We start from the raw sequence: 23,567 nt of genomic DNA, 5'->3' as shown, positions 1-23,567 counted from the left end.
CGAGCGTTCAGCCGGGCGGGCGACCGCGGATGCGACGGGAGAGTTCCGCGGCGGTGCCGGCCAGTTCCGCGGCGAGAGCCGGCCACTCCGCCTGGGCGATCCGTTCACGAGGGAACGTGACCGCGATCCCGGCGGCCGGCCAGCCGGCATGGTCCCGCACCGCCACGGCCACGGATGCCATCCCCGCCGTGATCTCGCCGTCCTCCTGAGCGAACCCGTCGGCCCGCACCCGCTCCAGCAGCCGGCGCAGCTCACCGGAGGTGCGGGGACCCTGCCCGTCGCGGGCGGCGAATGCCGCCGCGTTGGGGTACAGCGCGCGCAGCTGGGCATTCGGCAGCGCCGCGAGAAGGGCGCGCCCGCTCGCGGTGAGGTGGCTGGGCAGGCGCACGCCGACATCCGTCACGAGCGAGGGCCGGCGCGGCGCCCGCTCCTCGATCAGGTAGACCACGTCCCGGCCGTGCAGCACGACGAGGTGCGCGCTCTCGCCGATCCGGTCGACGAGCGCGGCGATCAGCGGGCGGCCGAGGTGGGACAGCGGCTGCTGCCGGGAGAAGCCGGAACTCAGCTCGAAGGCGGCGACGCCCAGCCCGTAGCGGCGCTCCTCCGGCAGGTGGAGCACGAAGCCCTGGTCGGCGAGCACGGCCAGGAGGTCGTAGACGGTCGACCGCGGCAGGCCGAGCGCCGTGGCTATCGCCGAAGCCGGCACCGGACCGCGCTGCCCCGCCAGGTGGGAGAGGATGCGCAGCGTGCCCTCCGCCGCCGGAACCTTCGAGCCGGCCATGCGACAACTTTCTCTCCATGTCCGGGATCCCGGACAGCAGCCAGTCTAAACGAGTGGTGGCATGGCCCGCACTGGTGTCCAATCGGAGTATGTCCCTGAGCCACGCAGCCCCCGCAGCCTTCAGCCCCGCATCCGTCAGCCCCGCAGCCGTCAGCCCCGCGGTCGTCACCGTGGGCGACGGAGCGGTGTCCTTCGCCGATCTGGTCGCGGTGGCCCGCCTGGACGCCCCGGTCGTGCTCGACCCGGACGCACTCACCCGCGTCGCCGCGACCCGGCGGATCATCGACGGCCTGGCCAGCGACGTCAAACCGCATTATGGCATCTCCACCGGGTTCGGCGCCCTGGCGACGACCTTCATCACCAGCGACCGCCGTGCCCAGTTGCAGGCCAGCCTGGTGCGCTCGCACGCCGCCGGCAGCGGACCTGAGGTGGAACGCGAGGTGGTGCGCGCGCTCATGCTGCTGCGCCTGTCGACGTTGATGACCGGGCGCACGGGGGTGCGCCCGGTCACCGCGGAGACCTACGCCGCCGTGCTCAACGCCGGGATCACCCCGGTCGTACACGAATACGGCTCGCTCGGCTGCTCCGGCGATCTGGCCCCGCTCGCCCACTGCGCCCTCACGGTGATGGGCGAGGGCCGGGTGCGCGACGCCTCCGGCACCATCATGGACGGCGGAGAGGCCCTCGCCGCGGCCGGCATCACCCCGGTCGTGCTCGCCGAGAAGGAGGGCCTCGCCCTGATCAATGGCACCGACGGCATGCTCGGCATGCTCGTGCTCGCCCTCGCCGACCTGACCCGCCTGCTCACCACCGCCGACATCGCCGCCGCGATGAGCGTGGAGGCCCTCCTCGGCACGGATGCGACCTTCGCCGCCGACCTGCAGGCCCTCCGTCCCCAACTGGGCCAGGCCGCGAGCGCGGGCAACCTGCGCGCCCTGCTGGCGGGCTCCCCGCTGCTTGCCAGCCACGCCGGGCCGGAGGACCCGACCGTGCAGGACGCCTACTCGCTGCGCTGCTCCCCCCAGGTGCACGGCGCCGCCCGCGACACCGCCGACCACGCCGCTTTGATCGCCGGCCGGGAGCTGGCCAGCGCCGTCGACAACCCCGTCGTCACCCTCGACGGCCGGGTGCAGTCCAACGGTAACTTCCACGGCGCCCCGGTCGGCTACGTGCTCGACTTCCTCGCGATCGCCGCGGCGGACGTCGCGAGCATGAGCGAACGGCGCACCGACCGCCACCTCGACGCGAACCGCAACAAGGGGTTGCCGCCGTTCCTCGCGCACGAGGTCGGCGTCGACTCCGGGCTGATGATCGCGCAGTACACCGCCGCCGGGATCGTGTCGGAGCTCAAGCGCCTGGCGGTGCCGGCATCCGTCGACTCGATCCCGTCGTCGGCGATGCAGGAGGACCACGTGTCGATGGGCTGGGCCGCGGCTCGCAAGCTGCGCCACTCGATCGACGGCCTGCAGCGGGTGCTCGCAATCGAGATCATGACCGCCGCCCGCTCCCTCGACCTTCGTGCCCCGATGCTGCCGGGTGCCGCGACCGGCGCCGTGCGCGACCTGGTACGCACCGTGGCCGACGGGCCGGGCCACGACCGGTTCCTCTCCCCCGAGATCGAGGCGGTCGTGGAACTGGTGGCGTCCGGCGCGGTGACGGCTGCCGCGGCTTCCGTCGCCGGTCCGCTCGTCTGAGGCCGGGCGCGGGCCGGGAACCGGTCTTGTCCCGGACGATTCCCGGGCCGCTACCGGGCTGTTCCCGATGCGTTCCCCGGGGACGACACCAGAACCGAGTCTCCGCCAGTCCCTGAACCGGGGCGAGCCGGAAAGTGGATCCTCGGCAGGTCCCAGTCAGGATTCGGAACGCCATCGCGGACGGCGAGCTCACCAATCTGATCTCCGCCGTGCCCACTGCACGACCACCTGCCCACTGACCGACCGTTGGCCGCCATCCCGGGCGCCACCCATTGCGTCGACGGTACCGCTGGCCACCGAATCCACTCGGGAGGCCCGGCCCGGAGTTCTCCTCGTTCCGACGCCGTGCCTTCGCGGTGGACTGACACACCCTGATCGTTCGTATTCGCACCGCAAGGTCGGCGATTCGGATGCTTGTGTCCCCTGTCGGCACGTGTAATGATGGCCGGACGTTGACCCGTTCCATCTGGCCGTCCATCACCCGAATGTGGATTGCATAGGCTCATGAACTCACCACGAAGTGCTCGTCGAACCAGTCGTTCCGGGGACACTCATCCGGCCAGCCGACTGGCGATCCCGCTTGCCTCGATTGTGATCGTCGCGCTCGCGATCGTGGGGGTACCGACGCCGGCGCAGGCCGATGAGGCGCAGCCCGTGGTCGTGGTGGCCACCGGCAGTGCGCCTGACGCCGGTGGGGTCGCGGCGGAATCGGTGGCACCGACCGCTGCCCCGCAGGCAGCGGCAACGGAGGCAGCGACTCCGGCACCCGTTCCGGCCCCACTGGCCGAACCTCAGCCGGCGGACCCGCCGGCTCCCGTCGCGACGACCACGCCGACGCCGACACCGACGCCCGCCCCCGCGCCCGATCCAACGCCCACCACGCCCACCACTACACCGACGCCTACGCCGACACCGACGCCTACGCCGACGCCGACGCCGGATGCCGCGCCCACCACCACACCGACGGCGACACCCACACCGACACCGACACCCACAACGGAATCCACACCCACACCGACACCCACAACGGAATCCACACCCACACCGACACCTGCGCCCACGCCCACGCCCACGCCCACTGCGACACCCACCCCGAACGCGACGGACCCACCGCCGGTCGTCGCGCCGGAACCCAAGCAGGTTTTCGGCCCCTCGGCAACCACCGTGTCGCCGACCGCGCGACAGGCAGCCGCGGCCGTCGCGGCCTCCGGCGCCGCCCGGGCCGCCCGGGCCGCGACTGAACGAGCCTCCTCCTCCTCCTCCTCCTCCTCCTCCTCCGCCTCCTCCGCCGCCGCCTTCGCTGCCGCCGCCCGCCACGCCGCCGCCGCCGCAGCCGCCCAGTCCCGCCTGGGCACGGCACAGACCGCCCTGGCCAAGGCGAACCTCGCCTACGCCTCGGCCCAGGCCGACTACGAGGCCGCCGTCAGCCGGGCCGACCTCGTGCGCGCCCTGAGAGACAAGGCCGGCACTACGGCCGACGCATCCCGCCGAGCGCTTGCCATGCTCGTCAGGGGCCTGATTCAGCAGTCCGGTACCGCCACGGTCGACGTGCTGTTCGACGAGAATGCCGGCAGCGACCTCCTGCTCCAGCTCGGCACGCTCGACACCCTGTCCAGGCTCACAGCGAACCTCGACGAGGTGCGCGCGCGGGTCGCCGCGGACACCAAACGTGAGCAGGCGCTCCAGACGCAGGATGCCGCGGCGCAGGCCGTCCTGGCCGCGGTCCCGGTCGCGGACGCCCTCGCGGCGGTCGCGGCGGCGCAGGCCGACGTCGACGCGGCATCCACCGCTCTCGCCGACCTCGCCCTATCGACTCCCGCCGCCACTGCGGTGAGCGAGCTCCGACCCCTCCCGGCCATTGCGTCGGTCGCAGACTCCGGGCGCCTCAGCGAAACGGGCTGGACCAGGCCGGCCGCCGGGCGCATCACCGACTCGTTCGGCCCGCGCCTCATGCACCCGGTTGCCGGGGTCGGCGACTTCCACCGCGGCACGGACATCGGCGCCGGCTGCGATGCGGCCGTCTACGCGGCGACCGACGGCGTCGTCGAGGCCGCCGGCATGCTCGGCACCTACGGCAACTGGATCCTGGTCGGTCACGGCAACGGCATCGAGACCGGCTACGCGCACATCGCCGACGGGGAGATCCTCGTCACGGTGGGCGAACCGGTGGCCGCCGGCCAGGTGATCGCCGGGGTCGGCAGCACCGGTGCCTCGACCGGCTGCCACCTGCACTTCGAGGTCAGGATCGACGGAACCGCCGTCGACGCCGTCCCGTTCCTGGCCCAGCGCGGCGTGAACCTCGGAAACTGACCTGACCCGCCGGCCGGCCGAGGTCGGTGCAGCTCAGGCGGGCGTGATGACGATGGCTACCGACTCCGTCGTGGAGCCGCTCAGCCTCCGAGCGCCGCGGATCGCCCGGTAGGCCAGACCGTACTTGCCCAGCAACGCCGTCTCGAGCGCGGCGATCGTGGCCTCGTCAGCGCGAACCTCCGCCTGCGCCGTGACCGCGACCGCGGCATCCGTCACCACACCGCGTGCATTGCACGCCACGAGCTCGATCCGGGCGGTATGCCGCAGCCGCTTGACCTTGCCTGACGAGGATGCCGTCGTCACGAGCAACCGATCCGCATCGACCGCCACCCAGACCGGCGTCTTGACCGGGTCACCGGTCTTACGGAATGTGGTCAGCAGCACAAACTTCTCGGCCCCGAGGGCAAGCAGAGCGTCAGTCAACATGCTCGATTATCCCGCCCGCGGCTGGGACCGCGATCGGAACGCAGTCATTCTCCGACCACCTCACGGCGCCCGCAAGTATTGCCAACACATGACATCCGTGTTTTACTAGATGGCATAGTCAAGGCAAGGGAGCAGCATGGCCGAGTCGTCCACCCGCACCGTGGAGCGCGCGCTCGATCTGCTCGCCGTGATCTGCGACGGTGACGGGCTGACCCTCTCGGAGAGCTCGCGCGCCGTCGACCTCTCCCCCAGTACAGCCCTGCGCCTGCTGCGCACCCTCGAGACGCGCGGCTTCGTGCGCCGCGGCGAGGACGGCACCTACGGCCCGGGCGGCCGGATCATCCAGCTCGGGGCACAGTCGCTGAGCAGCGAATCCCTGGTGACCCTGTCGAGGACGGCCATGGAGGACCTCGTCGCCGAGACCGGCGAGTCGGCCTACCTCAGCGTGGAGGGCCACGACCGCTCGAGCCTCTACATCGCCATTGTCGAGGGCACCCACTCCGTGCGCCACGCCAATTGGGTCGGCCGCACGGTGCCGCTCGAACGGTCAGCGGCCGGCCAGGTGCTCACCGACCAGATCCCGGAGGCCGGCTACGTCGTGGTCGAACGCGGGGTCGAAACGGATGTCACGGCCATCGCCGCCCCGATCCGCTCCGAGCTGCGGGTCGTGGCCGCCCTCAGCCTGGTCGTCCCGAGCTACCGGGTCACCCCGGCCGACCTCGCCCGGTACGGTCCCCTGCTCGCGCGCGCCGCCGACACGGTGTCGGCAGGGCTGGGCAAGACCACGCACGCCCCGGCGGACCACGTCAACCCCGACTGACCTGCTCAAACCGCCGAACACCCCGACCTTCGCCCATCCGGAACCGCCACGAGCCAGAGGAACCAAACATGTCCGAATCCCGCCCCATTCGCGCCGCCCGCGGAACGACCCTGACAGCCAAGAGCTGGCAGACCGAAGGCCCGCTCCGGATGCTCATGAACAACCTCGACCCCGAGGTCGCCGAGCACCCCGAGAACCTCGTCGTCTACGGCGGCACGGGAAAGGCCGCCCGCAACTGGGAGGCCTACGACGCGATCGTGCGCACGCTGACGACCCTGGAGAAGGACGAAACCCTGCTGGTCCAGTCCGGCAAGCCGGTCGGCGTGTTCCGCACCAACGAGTGGGCGCCGCGCGTGCTCATCGCCAACTCGAACCTCGTCGGCGACTGGGCCACCTGGCCGGAGTTCCGCCGCCTCGAGGCCCTGGGCCTCACGATGTACGGCCAGATGACCGCCGGATCGTGGATCTACATCGGCACCCAGGGCATCCTGCAGGGTACCTATGAGACCTTCGCCGCGGTCGCCGCCAAGCGGTTCGGCGGCACCCTGGCCGGCACGCTCACCCTCACCGGCGGGGCCGGCGGCATGGGCGGCGCTCAGCCGCTCGCCGTCACCATGAACGACGGCGTCGTGCTGATCGTCGACGTCGACGAGACCCGGCTGCAGCGCCGGGTCGACCACGGCTACCTCGACGAGCTCACGACCGATCTCGACGACGCCGTCGCCCGTGTGCTCGCGGCGAAGGCTGAGAAACGGCCTCTCTCGGTGGGCCTCGTCGGCAACGCCGCGACCGTGTTCGCCGAGTTGCTCGCCCGCAAGGTGCCGATCGACATCGTCACCGACCAGACCAGCGCGCACGACCCGCTCGCCTACCTGCCCGAGGGCGTCACCGTGGCCGAATGGCAGGCCTACGCCGCCGCGAAGCCGGAGGAGTTCACCGAGCGCTCCCGCGCCGCAATGAACAAGCAGGTCACGGCGATGGCCCTGTTCCAGGACGCCGGCGCCGAGGTCTTCGACTACGGCAACTCGATCCGCGCCGAGGCCCAGCTGGGCGGCTGCGAGCGGGCGTTCGAGTTCCCCGGCTTCGTGCCCGCCTACATCCGCCCGCTCTTCGCCGAGGGCAAGGGACCGTTCCGCTGGGTCGCCCTCTCCGGCGACCCCGCGGACATCGCGGCCACCGACAAGGCCATCCTCGAGCTGTTCCCGGAGGACGAGCACCTGAGCCGGTGGATCACCAAGGCGCAGGAGCTGGTGCACTTCGAGGGTCTGCCGGCCCGGATCTGTTGGCTGGGCTACAAGGAACGCCACCTGGCCGGCCTCAGGTTCAACGAGATGGTGGCCTCCGGCGAGCTCTCCGCGCCGATCGTGATCGGCCGCGACCACCTCGACTCCGGCTCGGTCGCCTCGCCCTACCGGGAGACGGAGGGGATGAAGGACGGCTCGGACGCGATCGCCGACTGGCCGCTGCTGAACGCCCTGCTGAACACCGCGTCGGGCGCCACCTGGGTGTCGATCCACCACGGCGGCGGCGTCGGGATCGGCCGCAGCATCCACGCCGGCCAGGTCATCGTCGCCGACGGCACCCCGCTCGCCGCGGAGAAGATCGAGCGCGTGCTCACCAACGACCCGGGCACCGGCGTGATGCGGCACGTCGACGCCGGCTATGAGCGCGCCGAAGACGTGGCCCGCGAGCGCGGCCTGCGGGTGCCGATGTGGGAGTCCGAGTGAACTCTTGGCGCGGCGTGAGCGCGGTGCGGCCGTGACCGCCCTGCTCGCGCACGGGGTGCTCGCCGGCCTCGATGAGATCGCGGGCACCGGCCGGGATGCCCGGCATGGCGGGTACTCCCGCCACCTCTGGCAGGGCGCCGACCTCGAGCTCCGGACCTGGTTCACCGAACGCGCCGAACGCCTCGGCCTCGCGGTCGAGACCGACCGGAACGGCAACCTCTGGGCCTGGTGGGGCGAGCCGGGGCCCGGCGCGGTCGTGACCGGCAGCCACCTGGACTCGGTTCCCGGCGGCGGCGCCTACGACGGCCCCCTCGGGGTCGTCTCCGCGCTCGAGGCGATCGGGCGGCTGCAGGCATCCGGTTTCACCCCGTCGCGGCCGGTTGCCGTGCTCGTCTTCGCCGAGGAAGAGGGCTCCCGGTTCGGGATCGCCTGCCTCGGCTCCCGGCTGATGACCGGACACCTCGACGCCGCCCGGGCCAGGGCGCTGGTCGACCAGGACGGCATCACGCTCGCCGAGGCCGCCGTCCGCGCGGGCGTCGACCCGCAGCGCCTCGGCGCCGACCGGGAGGCGCTCGGCCGGATCGGTCTCTTCATCGAACTGCACGTTGAACAGGGCCGCGGCCTGATCGACCTCGGCCGGCCCGTCGCCGTGGCCTCGTCCATCCTCGCCCACGGCCGCTGGCGCCTCACCGTGACCGGCCAGGGCAATCACGCCGGCGCGACCCTGATGCCCCGACGCCGCGACCCGATGGTCGCCGCCGCCCGCGCCGTCATCGCCGTGCACGAGGCCGCGTCGGCGATCCCGGGCGCCCGGGCGACCGTCGGTCGCCTCGAGGTCGTCCCCGGCGGCACCAACGTGATCGCCTCCGCGGTGCACGCCTGGCTCGACGCCCGGTGCGACACCGACGTGCAGACCCGGGCGCTCGTCGCCGCGATCACGGCCCAGGTCGAGGAGGCGGTGGGCCTGAGCGGATGCTCCGTGGCCGTCACCGAGGAATCCTGGACCGGCAGAGTGACCTTCGACCAGGATCTCCGCGAACGTTTCGGCCGGGAACTCGGCGGGGTCCCGTTCCTGCGCACCGGGGCAGGCCACGACGCCGGCGTGCTCGCCGCGAGCGTGCCGAGCGCCATGCTCTTCGTGCGCAACCCCACCGGGGTCTCGCACTCCCCGGAGGAATTCGCCGAGGCCGGCGACTGCGTGGCCGGGATCGACGCGCTGGAGACGCTGCTAAGGTCGCTGCTGTGACCGAGCCAGCGCCGGTGATCGAGCCCGCGCCGGTGATCGAGCCCGCGCCGGTGATCGAGCCCGCGCCGGTGATCGAGCCCGCCCCGGTGATCGATCCTGTCGAAATCCCGCCCGCAAGGCCTCGACAGGCTCGACCGCCCTGCGCCTACTGGTGCGAGACCCTGCTGATCGACGGGGCGCCCACTCCCGGCGTGCGCCTCCAGGTCGGCGCGGACGGGCGCATCGCCCGGGTCACCCAGCAGCCTGAACCGCTCCCGGGCGACGTTCGGCTCGGCACCGTGCTGCCCGGGATGGCCAACGCCCACTCGCACGCGTTCCACCGGGCGCTGCGCGGCCGCACCCACGCCGACGGCGGCGATTTCTGGCAGTGGCGCGAGGCGATGTACCGGGTCGCGGGCCTGCTCGACCCCGAGCTCTACTTCGAGCTTGCCCGGGCGGTCTTCGCCGAGATGCTCGCCAGCGGCTACACCGCGGTCGGCGAGTTCCACTATCTTCACCACCGGAGCGACGGCACTGCCTACCCGAACCGGCACGCCATGGAACTCGCTCTTGACCGGGCGGCGCGCGCGGTGGGCATCCGTCTGGTGCTCCTCGACACCCTCTACCTGAGCGGCGGCATCCGGGAGCCCCTCGCGCCGGAACAACGTGCCTTCGGTGACGGCTCGGCGACCGCCTGGCTCGAGCGCTGGCGGACGCTCCGCACGACGGTCGCCGACGACCCCGAGGTCAAGGTCGGGCTGGGCGCCGCGCTGCACTCCGTGCGGGCGGTGCCGCGTGAGGCGCTGCGGGAGGCGCTGGCCGGCCTGCCGCCGACCGTGCCCGTGCACATCCACCTGTCGGAGCAGCCGCAGGAGAACGCCGACTGCCTCGCCGCCTACGGCACGACCCCGACCGGCCTGCTCGCGAGCCTGGGCGGGTTGAGCCGGCGGCTGAGCGTCGTGCACGCGACCCACCTGACCGACGCCGACGTGGCGCTCCTCGGCGCGTCCGACGTGACGGTCGTGATGTGTCCGACCACCGAGGCGGACCTCGGCGACGGAATCGGTCCGGCGCTGCGCCTGCACCGCGCCGGCGCGCGCATCGCGCTCGGCTCCGACCAGAACGCGGTCGTCGATCCGTTCCTCGAGATGCGCGGGCTCGAGGCGGGCGAACGGCTCGCCTCCGGGAAGCGCGGCCGGTTCACGCCGGCCGAGCTGCTCGCCGCCGCGACCGACAACGGATACTTCTCCCTGGGCCTCGGTTCCCACCGGCTGCGCCCGGGCGAGCTGTGCGACCTCGTGGAGATCGCGACGGACAGCGTGCGCACGCTCGGCTCCGCGCCGGCCCAGTTGCACCTCACCGCGACGTCCGCCGACGTGCGCCGGGTGATCGTGCACGGCAGGGTCGTCGCCGACTCCGGTCGGCTCGTCGCGCCGGACGGCACGGCCGGCCACCGCCCGGAGGAACTGCTGCGCGCGGCCCTCGAAGCGCTCGCGCCCGCACCCGCACCGGCGCCCGCACCGGCACCCACACCCACACCCACACCCGCACCCGCACCAGGAGGCCGGCCATGACGACGGAACTGATCACGGGCATCCGCGAGCTGACGACCCAGGCCGGCGAAACGGACGGTGCCGGGGCTGCGGGACCCGCGGCCGGTCCGGGACGCCTGGGCGATGCGGCGCTCCTGATCGAACATGGCCGGATCGCCTGGCTCGGCCCGGCCGCCAAGGCCCCCGCCGCCGACACCCAGACGGATGTCGGCGGTCGCGCCGTGCTGCCCGGCTGGGTCGACACGCACACCCACCTCATCTTCGCGGGCGACCGGGCCGCCGAGTTCGAGGCCAGGATGGCCGGGCAGCGCTACGCGGCCGGCGGCATCAACACCACTGTGGCCGCGACCCGGTCCGCGACCGAGGTGCAGCTCATCGCGGGGGCCGCCCGGCTGCGGCGGGAGGCCGAGGCCCAGGGCACCACGTTCCTCGAAACGAAGACCGGTTACGGCCTCGACCTGGCGAGCGAGACCCGGTCGGCCCGGGCCGCGGCGGCCGTGGCCGACGTGGTCACCTTCCTCGGCGCCCACCTCGTGCCGGCGGGGATGGCCCGGCGCGACTACCTCGACCTCGTCATCGGGCCAATGCTCGCCGCGGTGGCCCCGCACGCCCACTACATTGACGCATTCTGCGAGGTCGGCGCATTCGACGTGGAGGAGAGCCGGGAGGTGCTGCTCGCCGGTCGGGCGGCCGGCCTCGGCGTGCGCGTGCACGGCAACCAGCTCGGCTTCAGCGGCGGGGTGCGGCTCGCGGTCGAGCTCGGCGCCGCGAGCGTCGACCACTGCAACCACCTGGAGGAGCGGGACATCGAGGCCCTCGCGGGGTCGACGACCGTGGCGACGCTCCTGCCGGCCTGCGACCTGTCCACCCGGGAGCCGTTCCCGCCGGCCCGGCGACTGCTCAACGCGGGGGCCCGGATCGCCCTGGCCACCAACTGCAACCCGGGCACCTCCTACACGACGTCGATGCCGTTCTGCGTGGCGACGGCCGTGCTGCAGATGGGGCTGACCATCGAGGAGGCCGTCTGGGCGGCGACCCGCGGCGCCGCGGCGGCGGTCGGACGTGAGCACGGCGCCGACGCGATCGGGTCGCTGCGGGTGGGAGGGTGGGCCGACCTGCATGTACTCGACGCGCCATCCGTCGCCCATCTCGCCTACCGGCCGGGGGTACCGCTCACCGCCGCCGTCTGGCGGCGGGGTGTGCGGAGCCGGCCCGGCGGGCTGGACGACTCAGGCCGGGTTGAAGACTCGGCCCGTTTGGAAGACTCGGCCCGGTCGGATGCCTGAGGCCGGTCGGGCGCCTGAGGCCGGTCGGGCGCCTGAGGCCGGCTGGGCCTGGCTGCCCGCCGCTGACCGTGTGCCGGTCCCGTGGCGGAACGGCGGCGGCACGACCACCGAGGTGTTCGTGCGGGGTGCCGGCGTCGGCCGGAGTGCCGGCCCGGGCGCGGTGGATGCGGGGTTCGCCTGGCGGGTCAGCATCGCAGTGGTCGAGCACGACGGGGACTTCTCCCTGTATCCGGGCGTCGACCGGTGGCTGATGCCGCTGTCCGCCGGCGGACTGCGGCTCATCGACGACGGCACGCTCGTACCGGTCGGGCGGCACGAGGTGCGGGCCTTTCCGGGCGAGCGGGCCGTGGCGTCGGTCGGTGTGACCACGCCGACCCTCGACCTGAACCTGATGCTGCGCCGGAGCAGGTCGACCGGGTCCCTGGCCACGGCAGAAGTGGCCGGGAGCACGGTGCTGGCGACCGCCGCCGCGGAGGAACTCGTGGCCGTGGTTCTCGAGGGTGTCTTCGCCGCGGCTCCTGGCGCCGTTCCCGAGGGCTTTCCCGAAGGCGCCCGGTCCGGCCGCTCGCTTGCCCGCCACGACGCCGTGTTCCTCGGTGCCGGCAGGCAGGGCACCCTGCACGGCGTCGGGCGGATCGCGGTGGCGCGGATCGCGACGGCGGTGGTCGCTGTGGCCTGAGTCGAGACGGCGCGGATCGCGGCAACGCCCGGCGCCGACCCCGCCGTCGAAGCGGGCGAGGGTGTGAACGCCGGGGAAGAGCGCCGGCCGACGACCGGGAGGCGGGAGATACTGTGAAGCCGACCCGCCCGAATCGCCCCCGATCGGCCGTAGTCTGGGCAGATGCCGCTCGCCCTCCGCACCGACCGGCTCCTGCTTCGCCGGTGGCGCGAGGCCGATCGGGAACCGTTCTCCGCCATGGGCGCAGACCCGGCCGTGATGCGCTACTTCCCCGGGCTGCTGACCCGGGCGGAGGGCGACGCGCTGGCCGCCCGCGCCGACGCCCTCTTCGATGAATACGGTTACGGGCTGTGGGCGCTCGAGCACGCCTCCTCTGGGGCATTCCTCGGCTTCACCGGACTGGCGCCGATGCCGGACGGCATCCCCGGGGCCGGTGGGGTCGAGGTCGGCTGGCGCCTGGCCGGGGAATTCTGGGGCCGGGGCTACGCCACCGAGGCCGCTCGCGCGACGCTCGGGTTCGCCCTCGGGGAGCTGGCTCTTTCGGAGGTCAACTCGATCACCGCCGTGATCAATGTGCCCTCCCGAGCCGTGATGGACCGGCTGGGAATGACCCTCGTCGACGAGTTCGAGCACCCGCGCGTGGCCCTCGGTTCCCCCCTCCGCGCCCATGTGCGCTATCGAATTCGGCGCGACTGAGCGGCTGACTTCTCCGCCACATTTTAGGTTTGATCGGGTTATCCACAGTCCCTCGTGAGGGTTTGGTTGGTGTCGGGGAATGTCGGTGGGTGGTCGTAGTGTTCGGTTATGGCCTCCCTGGTGGGTAGCACCCAACAGCAGCTCGGGCTCTTTGACGCGGTCGGGGTGGCCGGCCGGGTGATCAGGCAGTGTTTCGCGGTGCGGGCGGAGGTGATCGACCAGACCCGCCGGTTCAGCGAGGCCCACACCGCGTCCAGTCCGTTGGATGCGCGGTCCCTCTGGACCCGGGAGGAGATCGCCGCGCGCGAACTTTCCAGGGAACTGGTTTCAGCTGGAAGTGTCTGCCACACCGGCCCGGGCGCAGATCCGGGCCCCGGCCGCCTGATCACGCAAGGCGAATCCCGCCGGAGCACGCCCGCTGAGCCGCCGCCTCCTGGTTTCGTGGTAACTGCGCCGGGGCCCGCCGGCGCGTTGCACTGGAGCGGCGGCTCCTCAGGCCGTGCCGACCGGCCGGGTCGGGGCCTTGGCCGTTGGCTTGCGCGGGGTGCGGTTCTCGGCGCTGACCATCCAGGCGTACTGCTCCAGCTTCTCGATGAAGCCGTGCAGGATGTCTGCACTCGTCGGGTCTGCCGCGTCGACCGCGTCGTGCACGGCACGGATGTTCTCGACCGCTGCGTCGAGGCGGTCGGTGACCAGGCCGACGGTCTCCGTGGTGTCCACCTCTCCGGCCGGGAACTTGGGCAGGTGGGTGGTCGTGGTGACCGTCTCGCTGCGGCCGTCAGGCAGGGCATCGAGGGCGCGCATGCGCTCGGCGAGTTCGTCGGAGAACAGCCGGGCGTCGTCGACGATCTCGTCGAGCTGCAGGTGAAGGTCGCGGAAGTTCTTGCCCACGACGCTCCAGTGCGCCTGCTTGCCCTGCACGTGTAACTCGATCAGGTCGACGAGGACGGACTGCAGGTTGGCGCCAAGTTCTGCCGATGCCTTCATGGTGTTGCCTCTCTCTCACGCAAAGGAAACACGTCTCGGCCGCTTGTCGGCCGGTGCACCCCGGCTTGGATTCAGACAGCACTGTAGCAGGCCACCCAAGCGGGTTACTGAGCCGGGGTTCAGGGAGCGGCGCGGCGGCTTTCCAGGCGTAGTTCGAGCTCGTTCATCACCACGGATGCGAGGTCTTCCAGGGTCGTGATCTCGTCCGGGGTCACCGTGCGGGGTTCGAAGTCGAGCACGCACAGCGTGCCCAGGTTATGTCCGTCGCGGGTCGTCAGCGGAACGCCCGCGTAGAACTGCAAACCGAATTCGCCCGCCACGAGCGGGTTGGCGAGGGCGCGCGGGTCGGTACGGGCATCCTCGACCACCCACGGGACGTCGCTCATGATCGCGGATGCGCACAGCCCCGGATCGCGGGGAATCTGTTCGAGGTCTAGCCCGTGATGCGATTTGAACCAGATCCGGTCGTGGTCGACGATGCTGACTATGGCGATCGGCACCCCGAAGATGCGGGCGGCGAGCGCCGCGATCCGGTCGAACGCACCGTCCGCGGGGGTATCGAGGATATCGAGGCGGTGAACCTCGCTCATCCTGGCCACCTCGTCGGTGGAGAAAGGCCGGGTTTCGTCTGCCCGGTGTCTACCCGTCTCGGCGATCACGGTCTGGCGGATCGCGAGCACCACCTCGCCGACCGGCGGCCGCAGCTCGGGCTCCCGCATCAGCATGGACACGAGCAGGTCCCGCCACGGGGGCGCGAGGGACTCCGGGATGACCGGGTCGCGCAGCAGCCTCGCCAGGGCGGCCGGTACGGGTTGGCCTTGGAATTCGACCTCGCGGGTGAAGCATTCGAGCAGCACGAGGCCAAGGGAGTAGACGTCGCTGGGCGGCCCGACGTCCTCACCTTTCGCCTGCTCCGGGCTGAGGTAGGCGGCGGTGCCCGACGTCATGCCGTCGTCGGTCAGCCGTTCGCTCGACGGGTAGAGGGCGATGCCGAAGTCGGTCAGCTTGGCCCTGGTCCGCAACTGGGTGCTGTATTGGGCGAGCAGGATGTTGGCCGGCTTGATGTCGCGGTGCACGACGCCGCGACCGTGAATGTACTCGAGCCCCTCGGCCAGGTCGTAACCGATCTGGGCGATGTGACGGGCCGAGATCGCGCCCTGCAGGAGGCGCTCCCGCAGGTCGACCCCGTCGACGAGTTCCATCACGAGGTAGATCTGACGTCGGTCCGAGGATGCCCGGTGGACGCCCACGTCCAGCAGGGTGACCAGGCTGTGGTGGTTGAGGCTCGCGAGCACGTTCGTTTCGGCCTGTTGCCTGGCGATGTCACCCTGATCGATTGCGCTCGTGTGGAAGACCTTGATCGCCACCTCGCGGCCCAGCCGCTCGTCGGCGGCACGGTACACGGAGGCCATGCCTCCACTGCCGATAAGCTCCTTCAATCGGTAGCGCTCACCGAGGAGACCGGCTGGTTTCGCGGTCATTCTGCCTCCTGTCGAAAATGATTATAGGACAGCGCGAAGCCGCTGTTCCCACCGTTTCGACCGCCGTTCAGCGCACGCGAAACGCTCGGGATGCGGTGCCCGGCCGCCGGGCCGCGCGGACGCCCATTCGCAGCGTGTCCGGGGCGCGCAATTCGCCCGAAGGTGTGACACTGGCGTCATGACCAGCAGAGAAGTTCGGGGGCGGAAGCGCAGGGTCGGCTTGGCCTGCTTGGCCTGCCTGGCCGCCGGAATCTCGCTCCTGGCGGGATGCGCCGCCCCACTGTCGCCCGGTGGCTCCCCGACGCCGACGGCCACGCCAACGCCGACACCGACGGCTACGGCTACGGCGATGACCTCGCCCACCGCCTCCACCGCCTCCACCGCCCCGAACGCCTCGGCCGGGGCAGGCGCGTGCGGACCCAACCAGATCGCGTTGTCGCTGCAGTCCCGGCCGTCCGACAGCGGCGCCGGCAACTTCTTCTGGGACCTGCAACTGACCAACGACAGCTCGGTCGAATGCACTATCGAGGGCTACCCGGCCCTCTCGCTGGTCAGCGCAAACTCAGGTGCAACGATCGGCGCCGTGTCCGGCGAGGAACCCGGCCGCTTCTTCCCCGTTGCCGTCGTACCGCTGGCACCGGGGGCATCCGCTTTCAGCCTGCTGCACCTCGGCCAGGCTGGCGCCTACGCCTGCACGATCGTGCCGGTCACCGAACTCGCCGTCACGCTACCGGGCTGGGCCGACCCGCGCCGGGTGGCCACGCCGAACCAGATCGACGGCTGCGACGACACCAGCACCGCCATCGTGCGCTCCGGCCCGCTGGCGCCGGGCCGGGTCGTCTTCTAGCGCGGACCGTTCCTGATGCGTCGCCCTCCTGGTCACTGAGGTCGCCCCCGGTGATCGAACTTGTCCGGTGATCGAACTTGTCGAGATCCCCGCCTCAACCAGCCGAGCGAGCACACCGTGGCTAACTCCTGCAATCCTCGCCGGAATTCCCGATTCCAGCCGTTTCAGCTCGAATTTCCAAGAATTGCAGGAGTTAGCCACGTCCGGGCGCGGCCACGGCGGCCACGGCGGCCGCGGAGCCCGCGGAGCTCGCGGAGTTCGCGGAGCCCGCGTCCGCGCCCGAGACTGCCCGCAGCTCCCGGCGCTCCGCCCGACGCTCCCGGCCGCCTTCGACGAGGAAGTACAGCACCGGCAACACGACGAGGGTGAGCAGGGTCGAGGAGACGAGCCCGCCGATCACCACGAGGGCGAGCGGCTGGGAGATGAACCCGCCCTTGCCGGTGAGCCCGGTGGCCATCGGCAGCAGAGCGAAGATCGTGGCGAGCGCCGTCATCAGGATCGGGCGAAGCCTCCGGGATGCCCCGCTGACCAGCGCCTCGCGCACCGACAGGCCCCGGCGCCGGTACTGGTTGACCAGGTCGATCAGCACAATCGCGTTGGTCACCACAATGCCGATCAGCATCAGCACCCCGATCAGCGACGGCACCCCGAGCGGGATACCCGTGACCACCTGCAGGGCGATCGCGCCGGTTGCCGCGAACGGCACCGAGACGAGCAGGAGCAGCGGCTGGAGCAGCGACCGGAACGTGGCCACCATCACGATATAGACGATCAGGATCGCCACCAGCAGCGCGATGCCGAGCTGCTGGAACGCCTCGGTCTGGTCAGCGGTGACCCCGCCGAGGGTCGCCGTCGCCCCGACCGGCAGGGTGGCGTCGGCGAGCGCGGCGGCCATCTGCGTGTTCGCCGTGCCCAGGTCGTTGCTGTTGGGGGTGGCCGACACCGTGGCCGTGCGCAGCCCCTTCGTGGTCGTGAGGGTGGACGGCCCGTCGACCTGCTCCACTGTGGCCAGGGTGTCGAGGTCCACCGGCCCGGCCGACGTGGGAATCTGCAGGGCCGCGAGCTCCGCGGTGGTGGCCGGCCCGGCCGCCGATTGCAGGTAGACCGACAGGGTCGTCTCGTTGATCACGATCGACCCGGCGACGCTTGGCTGCATCGCGTGGGACACGAGCGTGCCGAGGGCGAGCTCGCTGAGGCCGGACTGCGCCGCGGCATCCCGGTTCACCGTGATCGCCAGGTAGGGCCGGGATGCCGCGAGGTTGCTCGCGCTCTCCTTGATGGCGTCGAGCTTCCTGACCGCAGAGAGGATCGTGTCGGTCGCCTTCTGCAGGTCCGCGCTCGTGGCCGCGGTGATGTCGACGGCGATGTCGGATGACCCGCCGAACCCGCCGCCGCTCGTCACCGAGAATTCACCGCTGTCTTTCAGCGCCGCGAGTGTGCCGCGCACGGAATCCTGCACGGCGTCCGGTTTGACAGTGCCGTCGGTGGTGATCGAGTAGGCCACCGCGCTCGTCGAGGGTGCTCCGCCGCTGAAGGCGGCCAGCGCGCTGCCGCCGCCGATTGAAACCTGCACGATCTGAACGCCGTCGGTGCCGCGCAGGGCCCTTTCCACGGCGGTGGATGCCGCGTCCTGCGCGGCAAGGCTGGTGCCCACCGGCAGCGTCTGGGTGACCCGGAAGGTGGTCTGCCCGGTCGAGCCGAGGAAGTTGATCTTCATGAACGGCACGATCCAGGCTGTGCCGCCGAGCACCAGCACCGCGAGCAGCATCGTCGCCACGGCGTGGGTGAGGGTCCAACGGATGACCGGGAGGTAGCCCTGCTGCAGGCGGCTGGGGTGCTCCGTGATCACGGCTGCAGAGGTTTCGGCGGCCGCGTGCCGCCTGCGCGCCCGCTCCTCACTGCTCGACTCGCCCTCGGCGATCGAGCCTGCCTCGGCGACCGAGCTTGTCGAGATCCCTCCCTCGGTGATCGAGCTCGTCGAGATCCCCGACACGGCGACCGAGCTTGTCGAGATCCCTCCCTCGGTGATCGAGCTCGTCGAGATCCCCGACACGACCTTCGCGGGCCGCACCCCCGCAGGCCGGAGGAACCAGTACGCGAGCACCGGCACGATGGTCAGCGACACCAACAGCGACGCGAGCAGCGCGATCGTGACGGTGAGCGCGAACGGGCGGAACAGCTCCCCGGTCGATCCACCGACGAACGCGATCGGCAGGAACACCGTGACCGTCGTGATGGTCGAGGCGGTGATCGCCCCGGCCACCTCCCGCACCGCCCGCACGATGGTGTCTGCACGGTCGGTCCCGGCGACCAGGTTGCGCTTGATGTTCTCGATCACGACGATCGAGTCGTCAACGACCCGGCCGATCGCGATCGTGAGCGCGCCGAGGGTGAGGATGTTGAGCGAATAGCCCACGCCCTGCAGCCCGATGAACGTGATCAGCACCGACGTCGGGATCGAGATCGCGGTGACCAGGGTCGCCCGCACCGAGAGCAGGAATACCAGGATCACGAGCACCGCGAAGATGAGGCCGAGGAAGCCCTCCTGGGTGAGCGAGTCGATCGACTCCTGGATGAAGGGCGCCTGGTCGAAGACCACCGTGAAGGTGGTTCCGGCGACGGCACCCTCCAGCTTCGGCAGGATCGCGCGAACGGCCTTCGACACGTCAACGGTGTTGGCGGCCGGCACCTTGGTGACCGCGATCGTGAGCGCCGGCTTGCCATCAACCCTCGAGATGCTGGTCACCGGGTTCGGGGAGAGCGCGACCGTCGCCACGTCGCCGATCCGGGCCGGCCCGGCACCCGGCACCCGGGACAGGAGCGGCAGTGCCGCGATATCCTCCGCCGAGGCCAGCTTCGTGCCCGCCTGCACGGACAGCGTCGTGCCGGCCTGGCTGAGCGCGCCGGCCGGGATCAGCGACCCGTTCTGCTGGAGGGCGTCACGGATGGCCTGCGCGGAGAGCCCGCGCACGGCCAAGGCTGCGGCATCCGGCGTGATCGTCACCCGGCGACCGACGTCACCGACCAGGGCCGCCTCGCGTACGCCGGCGACGTCGCGGATGTCGCCGAGCACGCTGCGCCCCAGGTCGTCGGCCAGGGTGGCCTGGTCGCCGCCGGAGACGGCAAGGGAGATCACCGGGAAATCGTCGATGCTGCCGCTGATCACCTGCGGGTCGAGGTTATCGGGAAGCCGGGACTTGATCCGGTTGATCGCCTGGCTGATGCGCGACTCCGCCTTGACCAGGTCGGTGCCGTAGGTGAAGGTGGAGCTCACCAACGAGGAGTTCGTGCTGCTCGTCGTCGAGGTGGATTCGAGCCCGGCGATGCCCTGGATCGCGGTCTCGATCGGGGTCGACACGTCGTCGTTGACGACCTCGGGCGAGGCACCGGGATAGCTCGTCGACACCAGCAGCTGGGGCAGCTGGAGCGAGGGGATCAGCTCCTGTTTCAGGCTGGTCAGGGCGAGGCTGCCGAAAATGGCGGCGACGATGGTGATGAGCGCGATCAGGGCCCGGTTCTTCATGCTCAGGACGGCGAGGAAATGCACCCGCTCATTCTCTCATTGCACGGAGTGCAGAATCCGTGCCGAACCGCTTCCCGGGGGTGTCGGCGACGGCGGGCCGCGCCTATCCTCGGCGGCACGAGCTCCACCAGACACCCAGAGGTTCACCCACAACATCCATCGAGGAGAAGCCATGTCCGTAGCACGCGTAACCACCCTGAGCATCCGGTCAGACACGTCGTTCGACGCCGCGATCGCCTCCGGCATCGCCCGTGCGAGCAGGACCCTGCGCGGTGTCTCCGGCGCCTGGGTTAAAGAGCAGAAGGTGGAGGTGTCGGACGGCGCGATCACGTCCTGGGAGGTCGTGATCGAGGTGACCTTCGTGCTCGAGGACTGAGGCGGCGCTCTGAAGGCCGCAGGCGCCGGACGCCCGCGGCCTCAGACGACGTCGGCGAGGTACCCGATATCTTGCACCGGATGCCGGGGTAGCGAATCCCAGGCCAGGCCGAGGGCGTCAACGGCGAGGTCCATCTCGTCGGTGCTGTAACAAAACGGAATCCGTAGGAACCGTTCAAACGCCCCATCGAGCCCGAACCGCGGCCCGGCCGGAACGAGCAGGCCGTGGTTGCGCGCGGCGAGCGCGAGCTGGGAGCTCACCGGCAACCCGAGGTTGACCCACGCTGTGATGCCGCCGTCGACATGCGGCACCTGCCAGTCGGGGAACCGTGCGGCGAGCAACCGCTCCAGGTGGTCGCGGCCGAACCGGAGTTCGGTGCGGCGCCCCGCGAGGATCGCGGGCATCTCGGCCAGGAGCCGAACCACGATCAGTTGCTCGAGGATGGGAGTGCCGAGGTCGTTCGCCGCGCGGGCGGCAACAAGCCGGCGGATCAGCGGCCGTTCGGCGCGAATCCAGCCGACCCGCAGGCCGCCCCAGACGGTCTTGCCGACCGAGCCGATGGCGACGACGTCGCCCGGCTGCCCCGACTCGGCGTAGGCGGGGAACGGCAGGAACTCGCCTGTCCGGTCGATGGCGAGTTCGGCGATCGTCTCGTCGACGACGAGCACCGTGCCCTGGCGGGCCGCCGCGGCAAGTACTCGCTCCCGCTGGCCAACCGGCATGGTGCGACCGGTCGGGTTGTGAAAGTCGGGCATCAGGTAGCCGAGGACGGGGTTGCTGCGCCGGAGGGTCTGCAGGAGCGCGGTCTCGTCCCAGCCGGCGGTTTCGGCTTCCTCGCCGGGCACGGCGGCCGACACGGTGACCGGCACGAGCCGGGCGCCGGCTGCGGTCAGTGCCTCGTAGGCATGCGGGTAGGTAGGCATCTCGATCAGCACCCGGTCACCCCGGCCGACCAGCACCCGGGCGAGCAGCGCGATCGCGTGCTGGGCCCCGATCGTGACCATGATCTGCTCAGGGTCGGTGGGCAGCCCGCGGGCCCGGTACCGGTCGGCGATCGCGGCGCGCAGCTCCGGAACTCCCACCGGGTCGAAGCCGGAGCCGCCGAGGTGGCCGGGCAGGTCACCCACGGCGGCGCGGGCGACATCCGCGAGGCCGGCGAGCGCCGGCATGGTGGCCTTGCTGAAATCAAGGATGCCGCTGGTGGCCGGCACGGTGTGCGCCGCCGGCATCCCGGGCAGCCGGGCCACGCTCCCTGAGCCGCGCACGCTGACCAGGAAACCCGTGTCGCGGAGCCGGCGATAGGCTGCGGTGACGGTCGTGCGGCTCACCCCGAGCCGTGCGCTCAGGTCACGCTCGGCGGGCAGGCGGCTGTCGGTGGGGATGCGGCCGTCGAGGGTGAGCAGCCGGATGCGGTCGGACAGCGCCCGGTAGGCGCTTCCGCCGCCGCGCCACTCCCCGAGCCTGGCCTCAAGGGCCCGCGCGCTCATCTGGTTCTCGACCATGAGGCCACTATAGAGAGATTGGCTACTTGATAACAGGCCAATAGTGCAATTGGATTGTCGAGTATGACCCGTCGCCTTTCCCAACTGCTCATTGGCCTCTTTCTCTATGGTCTGGGGATCGCCCTGATCGTGCGCGGCGAGATCGGCGTCGCCCCGTGGGACGTGCTCACCCAGGGCATCGACAGCCGCACCCACCTGGGCTTCGGCCTGATCACGGTGTTGATGAGCGGCGTCGTGCTCCTGCTGTGGTTCCCGATCCGGCAGAAGCCCGGCATCGGCACGGTGCTGAACGCCCTGCTGGTCGGACCATCCGCGGACGTCGGCCTCTGGCTGGTCCCGGCCGGCCAGGACCTCTGGCTGCGCGTCATCTTCTTCGCGACCGGGCTGCTCGTGCTGGCGGTCGCGACCGGACTCTACATCGGCGCGCACTTCGGCCCCGGCCCGCGCGACGGACTGATGACCGGCCTGCACAAGCGCACCGGCTGGCGGATCTGGGTGGTTCGCACCGGCATCGAGGTCGTCGTGCTCGGCGTCGGCTGGCTGCTCGGCGGCAACGTCGGCGTGGGCACGGTGCTCTTCGCGGTGCTCGTCGGTCCGCTCTGCAACTGGACGATCCCGTTCTTCGCGATCAAGCGCCCCGCCGAGCCGCAGGCCGCGCCCGCGCACCCCGGCCTCGAAGAGGCGCTTGAGGGCTCCGCCGTCCCCTCCGTTCCCTCGATCGACAGCCCCGCCAACTGAGCAGCGCGCTGGCGGCTCGATGCTGGGAGGTGTATGAAGGTTGTTGAACAATCTATGGAAGTAGGACATCCTTAGTCAAAACTTCCCGTACGGGACGGAGGGGATGACGATGTCCACCATTGATCTGACCGGTATTGATCTGAACAGTATCGATCTGAACAGTATCGATCTGAACAGTGACGTCGGAGAATCCTTCGGCAACTGGAGCTTCGGCGACGACGCCGCCATCATCTCGTCGGTGTCCAGCGTAAATGTCGCCTGCGCGTTCCACGCCGGGGATCCGAGCACGATCAGAGCCACTTGCGCCGCGGCAGCCGTGGCCGGGGTCACGGTGGGCGCGCATCCGGGCTACCGCGACCTCGCCGGTTTTGGCCGCCGCTTCATCGACATGGCCCCCGGCCACCTCACCGACGAGGTCATCTATCAGATCGGCGCGCTTCAGGCCCTGGCCGCGGTCGCGGGTACGCGCGTCAGCTACGTGAAACCGCACGGTGCGCTCTACAACGCAATCGCGCACCACACGGTGCAGGCACAGGCCGTGGTGGACGCGGTCGTGTCGGTCGACCCTGGCCTGCCGGTGATGGTGCTGCCGAACTCGGAGATCCAGCGGCTCGCCGACGCTGCCGGGCTGCGCACTGTCGTGGAGGCGTTCGCCGATCGCTCCTACAATCCCGATGGGTCCCTGACCTCCCGCAGCCTGCCCGGCGCCGTGATCCTTGATCCGGCCAGAGTCACCGAACAGGCGCTCCGGCTGGCCGCCGAACGTCAGGTGCGGGCGGTCGACGGCACGCTCCTCGACGTGCCTGTCGAGAGCATTTGCCTGCACGGCGACACCCCCGGTGCGGTCACGCTGACCGCCACGGTACGCGCGGCGCTGCAGGATGCCGGCATCCTAATCCGAAGCTTCGTCTAGCCC

General features: G+C 71.1%; 19 protein-coding genes and 1 pseudogene. 13 read left to right on the top strand and 7 right to left on the bottom strand.

Annotated features, from left to right (window positions below):
- Positions 1-7: 7 nt before the first annotated feature.
- Positions 8-781: an IclR family transcriptional regulator gene (locus tag E3O19_RS02250; protein WP_134564991.1), complete on the bottom strand. Its 774-nt coding sequence runs from the start codon at positions 779-781 to the stop codon at positions 8-10.
- Between the two features lie 89 nt (positions 782-870).
- Here E3O19_RS02250 and hutH point away from each other — a divergent pair, with 89 nt between their 5' ends.
- The gene (gene hutH / locus E3O19_RS02245; protein ID WP_134564990.1) at positions 871-2,475 is read left to right on the top strand and encodes a histidine ammonia-lyase; all 1,605 of its coding nucleotides are present in this window, start codon (positions 871-873) and stop codon (positions 2,473-2,475) included.
- A 791-nt stretch (positions 2,476-3,266) separates the two neighbouring features.
- On the opposite strand, the gene E3O19_RS17995 is transcribed toward hutH, so the two are convergent.
- Positions 3,267-3,482, bottom strand: a complete 216-nt coding sequence (locus tag E3O19_RS17995) for a hypothetical protein (protein ID WP_194087909.1) — start codon at positions 3,480-3,482, stop codon at positions 3,267-3,269.
- Positions 3,483-3,639: 157 nt separating this feature from the next.
- On the opposite strand from E3O19_RS17995, the gene E3O19_RS17990 reads away from it, so the two are divergent.
- On the top strand, positions 3,640-4,785 hold the full coding sequence (locus E3O19_RS17990) for a M23 family metallopeptidase (protein WP_194087908.1): 1,146 nt from the start codon (positions 3,640-3,642) through the stop codon (positions 4,783-4,785).
- Positions 4,786-4,818: 33 nt separating this feature from the next.
- Here the strand turns inward: E3O19_RS17990 and E3O19_RS02235 are convergent, their stop codons facing one another.
- On the bottom strand, positions 4,819-5,211 hold the full coding sequence (locus E3O19_RS02235; protein WP_134564988.1) for a PPOX class F420-dependent oxidoreductase: 393 nt from the start codon (positions 5,209-5,211) through the stop codon (positions 4,819-4,821).
- Positions 5,212-5,347: 136 nt separating this feature from the next.
- On the opposite strand from E3O19_RS02235, the gene E3O19_RS02230 reads away from it, so the two are divergent.
- From E3O19_RS02230 to E3O19_RS02195, 7 genes are all read left to right on the top strand, one after another.
- On the top strand, positions 5,348-6,031 hold the full coding sequence (locus E3O19_RS02230) for an IclR family transcriptional regulator (RefSeq protein WP_134564987.1): 684 nt from the start codon (positions 5,348-5,350) through the stop codon (positions 6,029-6,031).
- Positions 6,032-6,099: 68 nt separating this feature from the next.
- Positions 6,100-7,758: a urocanate hydratase gene (hutU, locus tag E3O19_RS02225; protein WP_134564986.1), complete on the top strand. Its 1,659-nt coding sequence runs from the start codon at positions 6,100-6,102 to the stop codon at positions 7,756-7,758.
- Between the two features lie 31 nt (positions 7,759-7,789).
- The gene (locus E3O19_RS02220; RefSeq protein WP_338145061.1) at positions 7,790-9,004 is read left to right on the top strand and encodes an allantoate amidohydrolase; all 1,215 of its coding nucleotides are present in this window, start codon (positions 7,790-7,792) and stop codon (positions 9,002-9,004) included.
- Complete coding sequence (locus E3O19_RS02210) at positions 9,001-10,557, top strand: formimidoylglutamate deiminase (protein WP_241981140.1); 1,557 nt, start codon at positions 9,001-9,003, stop codon at positions 10,555-10,557. The genes E3O19_RS02220 and E3O19_RS02210 overlap by 4 nt, the downstream gene beginning before the upstream one ends.
- Positions 10,554-11,822 (top strand): imidazolonepropionase, encoded by a 1,269-nt coding sequence (gene hutI, locus E3O19_RS02205; protein ID WP_198413837.1) that lies wholly within the window; start codon positions 10,554-10,556, stop codon positions 11,820-11,822. Before E3O19_RS02210 ends, hutI begins: the two co-directional genes overlap by 4 nt.
- Positions 11,815-12,501: a HutD/Ves family protein gene (locus E3O19_RS02200; protein ID WP_134564984.1), complete on the top strand. Its 687-nt coding sequence runs from the start codon at positions 11,815-11,817 to the stop codon at positions 12,499-12,501. Before hutI ends, E3O19_RS02200 begins: the two co-directional genes overlap by 8 nt.
- Positions 12,502-12,663: 162 nt before the next feature.
- Positions 12,664-13,197 carry a GNAT family N-acetyltransferase gene (locus E3O19_RS02195; protein WP_134564983.1) on the top strand — a complete coding sequence of 178 codons (534 nt, stop codon included), beginning with the start codon at positions 12,664-12,666 and terminating at the stop codon, positions 13,195-13,197.
- Positions 13,198-13,689: 492 nt separating this feature from the next.
- Here the strand turns inward: E3O19_RS02195 and E3O19_RS02190 are convergent.
- Positions 13,690-14,199: pseudogene (locus E3O19_RS02190) on the bottom strand (Dps family protein); the annotation flags it as partial.
- 104 nt (positions 14,200-14,303) lie between these two features.
- A complete protein-coding gene (locus E3O19_RS02185; protein WP_134564981.1) occupies positions 14,304-15,665 on the bottom strand; it encodes a protein kinase domain-containing protein in 1,362 nt (453 codons plus the stop codon).
- 178 nt (positions 15,666-15,843) lie between these two features.
- Here E3O19_RS02185 and E3O19_RS02180 point away from each other — a divergent pair, with 178 nt between their 5' ends.
- Positions 15,844-16,512 (top strand): DUF4232 domain-containing protein, encoded by a 669-nt coding sequence (locus E3O19_RS02180; RefSeq protein ID WP_134564980.1) that lies wholly within the window; start codon positions 15,844-15,846, stop codon positions 16,510-16,512.
- Between the two features lie 193 nt (positions 16,513-16,705).
- On the opposite strand, the gene E3O19_RS02175 is transcribed toward E3O19_RS02180, so the two are convergent.
- Positions 16,706-20,059, bottom strand: coding sequence for an efflux RND transporter permease subunit (locus tag E3O19_RS02175; protein ID WP_134564979.1), 3,354 nt, complete (start codon positions 20,057-20,059; stop codon positions 16,706-16,708).
- A gap of 148 nt (positions 20,060-20,207) precedes the next feature.
- On the opposite strand from E3O19_RS02175, the gene E3O19_RS02170 reads away from it, so the two are divergent.
- Complete coding sequence (locus E3O19_RS02170; protein ID WP_134564978.1) at positions 20,208-20,411, top strand: dodecin family protein; 204 nt, start codon at positions 20,208-20,210, stop codon at positions 20,409-20,411.
- A 41-nt stretch (positions 20,412-20,452) separates the two neighbouring features.
- Here E3O19_RS02170 and yczR read toward each other — a convergent pair whose 3' ends face one another.
- Positions 20,453-21,913: a MocR-like transcription factor YczR gene (gene yczR / locus E3O19_RS02165; RefSeq protein WP_134564977.1), complete on the bottom strand. Its 1,461-nt coding sequence runs from the start codon at positions 21,911-21,913 to the stop codon at positions 20,453-20,455.
- A gap of 63 nt (positions 21,914-21,976) precedes the next feature.
- Here yczR and yczE point away from each other — a divergent pair, with 63 nt between their 5' ends.
- Entirely contained in the window at positions 21,977-22,651 is a 675-nt protein-coding gene (gene yczE, locus E3O19_RS02160) for a membrane protein YczE (RefSeq protein ID WP_134564976.1), read from the top strand.
- 154 nt (positions 22,652-22,805) lie between these two features.
- On the top strand, positions 22,806-23,564 hold the full coding sequence (locus E3O19_RS02155; RefSeq protein ID WP_134565041.1) for a LamB/YcsF family protein: 759 nt from the start codon (positions 22,806-22,808) through the stop codon (positions 23,562-23,564).
- Positions 23,565-23,567 lie beyond the last annotated feature (3 nt).

Source organism: Cryobacterium algoritolerans, assembly GCF_004402785.1.
In the GTDB taxonomy this organism is placed as follows: domain Bacteria; phylum Actinomycetota; class Actinomycetes; order Actinomycetales; family Microbacteriaceae; genus Cryobacterium; species Cryobacterium algoritolerans.
Note: the sequence above shows the minus strand (reverse complement) of the source record. Positions and strands in the feature narration are given on the sequence as shown.

Bases quoted from the DNA above. Each gene is read 5' to 3' on its own strand.
- E3O19_RS02250 (WP_134564991.1), bottom strand. From the start codon at position 781: ATGGCCGGCTCGAAGGTTCCGGCGGCGGAGGGCACGCTGCGCATCCTC.
- hutH (WP_134564990.1), top strand. From the start codon at position 871: ATGTCCCTGAGCCACGCAGCCCCCGCAGCCTTCAGCCCCGCATCCGTC.
- E3O19_RS02235 (WP_134564988.1), bottom strand. From the start codon at position 5,211: ATGTTGACTGACGCTCTGCTTGCCCTCGGGGCCGAGAAGTTTGTGCTG.
- E3O19_RS02230 (WP_134564987.1), top strand. From the start codon at position 5,348: ATGGCCGAGTCGTCCACCCGCACCGTGGAGCGCGCGCTCGATCTGCTC.
- hutU (WP_134564986.1), top strand. From the start codon at position 6,100: ATGTCCGAATCCCGCCCCATTCGCGCCGCCCGCGGAACGACCCTGACA.
- hutI (WP_198413837.1), top strand. From the start codon at position 10,554: ATGACGACGGAACTGATCACGGGCATCCGCGAGCTGACGACCCAGGCC.
- E3O19_RS02200 (WP_134564984.1), top strand. From the start codon at position 11,815: ATGCCTGAGGCCGGTCGGGCGCCTGAGGCCGGTCGGGCGCCTGAGGCC.
- E3O19_RS02195 (WP_134564983.1), top strand. From the start codon at position 12,664: ATGCCGCTCGCCCTCCGCACCGACCGGCTCCTGCTTCGCCGGTGGCGC.
- E3O19_RS02185 (WP_134564981.1), bottom strand. From the start codon at position 15,665: ATGACCGCGAAACCAGCCGGTCTCCTCGGTGAGCGCTACCGATTGAAG.
- E3O19_RS02180 (WP_134564980.1), top strand. From the start codon at position 15,844: ATGACCAGCAGAGAAGTTCGGGGGCGGAAGCGCAGGGTCGGCTTGGCC.
- E3O19_RS02170 (WP_134564978.1), top strand. From the start codon at position 20,208: ATGTCCGTAGCACGCGTAACCACCCTGAGCATCCGGTCAGACACGTCG.
- yczR (WP_134564977.1), bottom strand. From the start codon at position 21,913: ATGGTCGAGAACCAGATGAGCGCGCGGGCCCTTGAGGCCAGGCTCGGG.
- yczE (WP_134564976.1), top strand. From the start codon at position 21,977: ATGACCCGTCGCCTTTCCCAACTGCTCATTGGCCTCTTTCTCTATGGT.